The organism is Nibribacter koreensis, assembly GCF_039541795.1.
Lineage (GTDB): Bacteria > Bacteroidota > Bacteroidia > Cytophagales > Hymenobacteraceae > Nibribacter > Nibribacter koreensis.
The window spans coordinates 1-7,057 of record NZ_BAABGX010000004.1 but is presented as its reverse complement, the minus strand read 5'-3'; the positions used below and the strand labels follow the sequence as shown (position 1 = coordinate 7,057).

Sequence of the window (7,057 nt, the reverse complement as noted above, 5' to 3'; positions counted from 1 at the left end):
CGTGCTGCAAAGGTCGGGAGTTTCATTTAAACTTCCAAATAATCTTTTCAGCTTTTCTTTATTTTTTTTCTCAGCCCTTTCAGCCGAGCCCCCTTCTGGAAGGGAGTGCAAAGGTAGGAAGAATCTTCGTTTCCGCAATACCCGCCGCGATTTTTTATCTCTTTTTTTCCCTCCGCCCTTTCGGCGAAGGCCTCCTTTTCGGAAGGGAGTGCAAAGGTAGGAAACTTACTTTAGTTTCCAAGCACCGCTCGGGATTTTTTTTTCTTTTCTCCCCCTTCCGCCCTTCCGGCGGAGGCCCCTTTTGGAAGGGAGTGCAAAGATAGGGATTGCAACTTGCTTTCCAAACCCAGGCATGAAGTTTTTTTTTGGCTCTTCCCTCCGCCCTTTCGGCGGAGCCCCCCTTGTTGTTGGGAGTGCAAAGGTAGCCAGACGGGCCGGGTTTGCAAATCCAGTTTCTAATCTTTTGCTTATAATTCCAAGCGCTAAGTGTTAACTATCTCTGTACCTGGGAAGTTCCCTGTTTGATTATTTTTCAAGAATTCACTCTTGATGCTAAGTGGACTATTTCCGCACCCATCACCTCCCAACTAAATCTTTCCTTCTCCTGCCTTACCCCTTCTATCATTCCTTCTTCTCTATTATATGTATAGTAGTCTACTACTGCATCTGCTATTGCTTTTGAGGATACGTTGACCACATATCCTACTTTTCCGTCAGGTACAATTTCGGGCAATCCTCCTACATTAGTTACCACCATAGGCTTATTATAATAGTAGGCAATTTGGGTCACCCCGCTTTGTGTGGCGGTTTTATAGGGCTGTACTATTAAATCTGATGCCGAGAAGTAGGCCGGTACTTTTGTATCTGGTATATACTCTGTTTTAAGAATAACCTTTTCTGATAATTGGCCTTTCTCTATTATAGCAGTGTATCTATCTGCAGCTTCATAATATTCGCCAGCAACTATAAGGTTAACCTCTAACGCTTTTATTCTTGGATCTGTCATTGCTTCTAGCAGAAGGTCTAGCCCTTTATATTCTCTAATAAACCCAAAGAATAATATATACCTACCTTCCGGTAAGTTCAGTTTCTTTCTTGCATCTTTCTTCGACATGCTTGGGCCAAACACATCATATACAGGATGAGGCAGATATAGCACCGGTCTATTATTGGTAAACTTACCCAAATCCTTCGTCACCGCATTTGACATAGACACAAAGGCATCACAAGAACCAACAAAATACTGTGTTAGAAATTTGTCGCCTAAACGTGATTCATGGGGAATGACATTATCTGTAAGAGCAATTACCTTAGTCTTCTTATTGGACTTCACTATTCGGGCAACTGTACCTAGACTTGGTCCCATAAATGGTAGCCAAAATCTTAAAAATAAGATATCTGGATTCTTAGCTCTTATTTTTAGGCCAAGTTTAACCCAAGAAAATGGGTTAATAGAGTTGAGTGCTCTTTTAATTTGTAAGCCTTGTGGAGGCAATGCGTCTGAGAATTGAGATTTACCTGGAAAAAGAAATGAAGGGTACTGGATTGTAAATGTGATAACCTCTACAGTATGGCCTTGTGATTGCCAAGTTTGGGCTAAGCGTTCATTAAATGCAGCAATCCCACCCCTAAATGGGTAAGCTGGCCCAATCATTACTATATGAGCCATTGTTTATATTCTTACAGTATCTCTTATAAGGTATTCATTCTCTTTTTTGCCAGATAATGAAATCATCTCAGCCAGAAATCCTGCCAAAAATAATTGGACACCTACTATCACTGCCACTAGTGCCAAGAAAAACAATGGTTGATCTGTTACATTCCTAACCGGAAGATTTTGGAAAGAATAATATACCTTCTCGGCTATCAGCCAGAATGAAATTAAAAAGCCTAACAGGAAAGATAAAGTGCCCATGCTCCCGAAGAAGTGCATAGGGCGTTTTTTGAATCTTGAGACAAATGTGATAGACATTAAGTCTAAGAAGCCGTAGACAAACCGCTCCAATCCAAATTTGGTAGTCCCAAACTTACGCTCTCTGTGTTGTACTACCTTCTCTCCTATTTTACTAAATCCATTCCACTTGGCAATGACCGGAATGTAACGATGCATCTCACCGTAAACCTCAATACTCTTTACTACCCGTTGGTCATAAGCTTTAAGGCCACAATTGAAGTCATGTAACTTTATTCTGGAAATTTTGCGAGTAGCGGCATTGAACAGTTTAGTAGGAAGCGTTTTGCTCAAGGGATCATATCGTTTCTTTTTCCAGCCGGAAACTAAATCAAACTGTTCCCTGACAATCATGTCATACATGGCCGGGATTTCTTCTGGACTGTCTTGTAGGTCAGCATCCATGGTAATGACCACTCGTCCTTTGGTTTCTTTAAAACCAGTATTAAGCGCAGCCGATTTTCCGTAGTTTCTATTGAACCGAATGCCTCTGACCTGAGGATATTGACCAGACAATTCCTGAATCACTTTCCAGGATGCATCAGTGCTCCCATCATCCACTAATATCACTTCATAAATAAAACCGTGCGATTCCATCACACGGTTTATCCATTGGGTAAGTTCTGGTAGTGATTCCTCCTCGTTAAGAAGAGGAATCACTATGGAAATATCTATTTGTTGTTGCATGAACTCTTTATTCAAACTCTGGTTGGCTCCTCTTCATGATAGCAGCCATTATTAATGATATTAGGAAACCAATAACTAAGTAACTCAAGATTCCCATTATCAACATCATCCCTGGGCCAGAGAAACTGGCAGCCATTTCAGTAGCTTGTTCAATCTGGGCATCACTTAATCCTTGCTCTTCCATCTTGGTGATTTGCAAGTCTTGCATTCTCTGCATGAAACCTGGGTCAACAAACTTTATATAGATGTAAGTAAAAACTCCTCCCAATAACCCTACAATGGCAGAAAGTAATGAGCCAATACCTAATCCTTGCCCATATGACATGAAACCATTATTCATGCTCTTAAATTGCTTGTAAGCAAAATAAATTCCGCCTACTAAAATCAAAAAGCCAAGGTATGAGAAGGCAGTATTCTCGTTTAATCCAGTAACAAACAGAATTAAACTGTATATAACAGAAACAAAGCCTGTTATCAATCCATAACGAAGTCCAATTGAGGTAGGGGTAGTTACTGAAGCATCAGATGCGGTAATAGGTTGATCATTCATAAGGTTTAGAATAGTTGGTTTTAGTCTATTTTCTAAAAAACACGGCAGAAACGATACTTATAAAGAACCCCACCAAGAAACGAAGCGTCACTTGTTTCAAACTTAGTGACAAAGCACTTCTATTCCCTACCTCCTCTACCATCATCTCATAGTTTTCCTTCCCTATGCTTTTCACTAGCTCGGTTTTGCTTTGAAACAGTTCACCCCGAGCTTCATTAGCAAACTGGCTCACTAACTCTCCACCAAATGCTAATGTAAAGATTAGCTGTAGCAAAGCTAAACTACACGCTAAGATTAGAACAATAAGGATAGCTACTGTAAAAGCCTTCTTAAAGCTTAATTCTGTATCAATATAGTTTTTAAAATATTTAACTCCCAAAAAAACGAATGCAGGCACAAAAATTAATGTCCCTGAAAACTCTGTTTGTTCACTATAAGGATTTTGTCCATACAGAAAGTAAATAGCCAATCCATAGATAAAACTGACTACTCCCCCCAGTAAACCATATGTTAGGCTTACATTCACCGTTGATTTATCAAGCATTCCTTTAAACCAAATTATAAAGTAAACCTAGTAGGTTGGATTAAGAGTCAAGACATTTTGATGGATTGTCCCAAATACACTACCCTTTAAAAACTGTCCTAAGAAAGGAGAGTTATTGGAAAGAGAGGCATTGTTTCTTTCATTGAACTCCCAGTTCCTATCTGGGTGGAATAATGTAAGATTGGCCATACAACCCTCTGCCATTTTGGGGACAGGAAGATTTAAGACTTCTCTAGGCGCTACTGTAAATTTATGCACCAACTTCTCAACGCTTAATGCCTCTCTCATAGTTTGGTTTGCTACGGAGAAAGCAGTCTGGCTATTGATAATACCTGGTAGTGCAAAATCAAACTCCAACTCTTTTGCTTCAGCCTCTAAAGGCAGATGTGCAGACACTAAAACATCAATGGTACCATCTGCCAAGCCTTCTAAAATAGCTAACCTGTCCTGCTCACTCCTAAAAGGAGGAGCAACCTTATAATTGGTATCAAAAGGTTCTATGGATTCATCAATATAGGCGCATTGAAAGGAGGCAACATCACAGGAAATGTTAAGACCCTTCCTCTTTGCCTTCCTAATTGCCTCTACAGATTTGGCAGTTGAAATTTGAGAGAAATGCATTCGTCCTGACACATGCTCAAGTAATTGTAAATCTCTAACTACCTGCATCTCTTCTGCAACCGAAGGAATGCCTTTCATTCCTAACCTGGTACTAGCTGGGCCTTCATGCATCTGTCCACCCAAAGCCATACTATGGTTCTCCGGTCTATTTATTAATAAGCCACCAACCAGGTTTAAGTACTCAAGCGCTTTCAAAATAGTGTTGGCGGGCTGGATAGTTTGTACACCATCAGAAAAAGCAACCGCCCCAGCACGATGCATATCAAGAAGTTCAGCCAAATCCTTCCCTTCACAATTCTCAGTTACTGCTCCAATTGGATGAATGGTAAGGCCTGGACCCTCTCCGCTGTTTTTAATGCTTACTATTGCGGATCTAGTTTGGGTAATAGGAGATAGATTAGGAAATACAGCAACCTCAGTAAATCCGCCAAAGGCGGCTGCTTTTCTAAAAGACTCTTGAGATTCTCTATGCTCAAAACCAGGCTCCCCCATATGTGCGGCCATATCAAACCAACCCAAGGAACAATAAAGCCCAGATTGCTCCAGTACCTGCACACCATCTATGATAATAGCTGGTCCAATCTTATGAATATAACCATCCTTAATATGTAAGTCTACACATTGATTATGGAAAGAAGATTGATGATCTATAATTGTAATGCCTTTAAGTAGGAGATCCACTTGCCCTTTTTCTTAGAATAAAAATTTCTACTAGTAACAACAGCAGGCACAATATTAGACAATATTTTGCAAGGTCTGTATCCTTGGTTTCCTTTTCAAGTGCCTTTTCAAATGATTGACCAGAATCTACCGCAATAAAATCTACTGGAAATTTACTGTTAGAAAAAATATCCTTAAGTTCATCCTTAGAATAAGTTTCTAAATTAGATTCACTAACCGGAATATTGATAGCAATAGTTGACACATGTAGGTCGCCCAAAAACACATCATAGAAGCCAGGCATATGAAGGTCTTCAGGAAGTTGCATTGCTATATGTTGTTTAGTCCAACTCTGTTGAGGAACAAAAACCTTATCATCTTTATGCAAGGTAATTAGGTCTTCCCCTTTTTTATTGAATTCCAATGGTATCTTAATGCTTTCTGAATCACCAGCAAAGGCTAAAGGAGGCATTAGGTCAGGCTTACCTAATAACTGATAAAGGACTGGAAGAAATAGAGGATGAGCCGCAAACTCACTACCCTCTAACGGGCCAGCAAACAAATGAACATATCCATCACCCACCTTAAAAGAACTCAAGAAGGGAGATCTATCTTCAAATGATAAAATAGAATGGAAAGAGCTCTGCCATATCAACAATGGGGCAAAAGATGGCATGGTTATTTTCTTGTTTTTCCTTTCAAAAACTCCCTGATAAAAAGGATCAGAAAAATCTGGAGTTGACAACTTAAGATGCACACCTTCCCTAGGCCTAGGTACAATGTTTCGTATGCCTAGTTCATCCATTAAAGCAATAAGAGAAGATAAAGAGTTAGGGGTGGGAATAATAACAAGTGATTTTCCAGCCTCCAGCCAACTTTTAATTGTTCGTGAAGTGGCAGAAGAAATATTACCAAGTGGTTGAAAAATCCAATTCTCTGTTTGTGCATTTATTTGATTGACCACTTTAAAGCCGGACTCCTGACTGAGAGCCTTAAGAAGGGAACTACTACCATTGAAGCTTGGAATTATAGCAACTTCATGTTCTTCAAATTTAGGAAGTACTATAAAATACTCATTGTCAAAATCATTTGCAGAATCTTCCACTACCAACCGCATTTTAAAATGATCTTTTGAAGCTATACTGCTTACATTGAACTTGGTGATTGCGGTATTTGAGTTATTTATTGCTATTTCAGTTCTACCAAGTAAAACATTATCGCTAATTAAACTCACCTTGATTAGAGTTGATTTGATTGGGCCTGAGATTGATAGCCGAGCGACTAATACAAAATTACCGCTATTAACTGCAATAGGGTTTGACAACCAAACAGAGTCTATAAAAACATTTCGCATATCATGGTGCGAGAGGTCAACAATTTTAACGGGGGCTTTATTTGCAAAGGATTTCAAAGTGATCTTAGAAAAACTACTCTTTTGCAAATCAGATACAATAAGGTACTCATATCTATTTGACACGGAAAGTTGACTAGAGAGTAGATTCTTCTGCTTAAACCTTGGAGAAATCTCACTTATTGAATCTTTATTTAGAACAAAACCTGAGCTTGTTCTAATAGAGGAATTATTTTTAAAAGAAGAATTTGCCTGAACAAGCAGGCTAGCATACTGAAGCTTTGAACCACTGCTTCCGGAATAGTTAGCCATCATACTCCATGAATCATCTACTATAACTAGCTTTCGATCAGCTGCATCCGTCAATAATTCATTATTTCTAAAAAAGTAATACACAGCAAGTCCAAACAAAAGTATTGCTAACATTCTAATGAGAAACAGTAACTGATTTCTAAAGCTTTGTACGGCCTTAGATTGAGTAATAACTGCGGTCAGGAATTGATTATGAGAAAATTCAATAGTCTTTCTTATTCTTACCCCAAAGAAATGGATTAGAAAAATAAGTAATGTGCTAAGGAGGGCACCTATTATGATGGGAAAGAGGGAAACAACGTCCATACCCCTAATCTACCTTTAGGGAGTGTGAAAAGCAAGGGGGAGCCTTTACCTGGGCATGGTTAAAAAGCAAGAGCC

Annotated in this window: 6 protein-coding genes; all 6 read right to left on the bottom strand. The window is 39.2% G+C overall.

Annotation, left to right across the window (positions count from 1 at the left end; all coding sequences use genetic code 11):
* Positions 1-532: 532 nt before the first annotated feature.
* Genes ABD880_RS18905 through ABD880_RS18880 form a run of 6 tightly spaced genes read right to left on the bottom strand, consistent with a single transcriptional unit; the run spans position 533 to position 6,982 of the window.
* Complete coding sequence (locus tag ABD880_RS18905) at positions 533-1,669, bottom strand: glycosyltransferase (RefSeq protein ID WP_345169754.1); 1,137 nt, start codon at positions 1,667-1,669, stop codon at positions 533-535.
* Between the two features lie 3 nt (positions 1,670-1,672).
* A complete protein-coding gene (locus ABD880_RS18900) occupies positions 1,673-2,638 on the bottom strand; it encodes a glycosyltransferase family 2 protein (protein ID WP_345169751.1) in 966 nt (321 codons plus the stop codon).
* A gap of 7 nt (positions 2,639-2,645) precedes the next feature.
* Positions 2,646-3,188 carry a DUF4199 domain-containing protein gene (locus ABD880_RS18895; RefSeq protein WP_345169750.1) on the bottom strand — a complete coding sequence of 181 codons (543 nt, stop codon included), beginning with the start codon at positions 3,186-3,188 and terminating at the stop codon, positions 2,646-2,648.
* Positions 3,189-3,213: 25 nt separating this feature from the next.
* Positions 3,214-3,732, bottom strand: a complete 519-nt coding sequence (locus ABD880_RS18890) for a DUF4199 domain-containing protein (protein ID WP_345169747.1) — start codon at positions 3,730-3,732, stop codon at positions 3,214-3,216.
* Between the two features lie 27 nt (positions 3,733-3,759).
* Entirely contained in the window at positions 3,760-5,034 is a 1,275-nt protein-coding gene (locus ABD880_RS18885; RefSeq protein ID WP_345169744.1) for a dihydroorotase, read from the bottom strand.
* Positions 5,018-6,982 carry a BatA domain-containing protein gene (locus ABD880_RS18880; protein WP_345169742.1) on the bottom strand — a complete coding sequence of 655 codons (1,965 nt, stop codon included), beginning with the start codon at positions 6,980-6,982 and terminating at the stop codon, positions 5,018-5,020. Before ABD880_RS18880 ends, ABD880_RS18885 begins: the two co-directional genes overlap by 17 nt.
* Positions 6,983-7,057 lie beyond the last annotated feature (75 nt).

Coding starts and splice junctions, on each gene's coding strand:
- ABD880_RS18905 (WP_345169754.1), bottom strand. CDS start 1,669: ATGGCTCATATAGTAATGATTGGGCCAGCTTACCCATTTAGGGGTGGG.
- ABD880_RS18900 (WP_345169751.1), bottom strand. CDS start 2,638: ATGCAACAACAAATAGATATTTCCATAGTGATTCCTCTTCTTAACGAG.
- ABD880_RS18895 (WP_345169750.1), bottom strand. CDS start 3,188: ATGAATGATCAACCTATTACCGCATCTGATGCTTCAGTAACTACCCCT.
- ABD880_RS18890 (WP_345169747.1), bottom strand. CDS start 3,732: ATGCTTGATAAATCAACGGTGAATGTAAGCCTAACATATGGTTTACTG.
- ABD880_RS18880 (WP_345169742.1), bottom strand. CDS start 6,982: ATGGACGTTGTTTCCCTCTTTCCCATCATAATAGGTGCCCTCCTTAGC.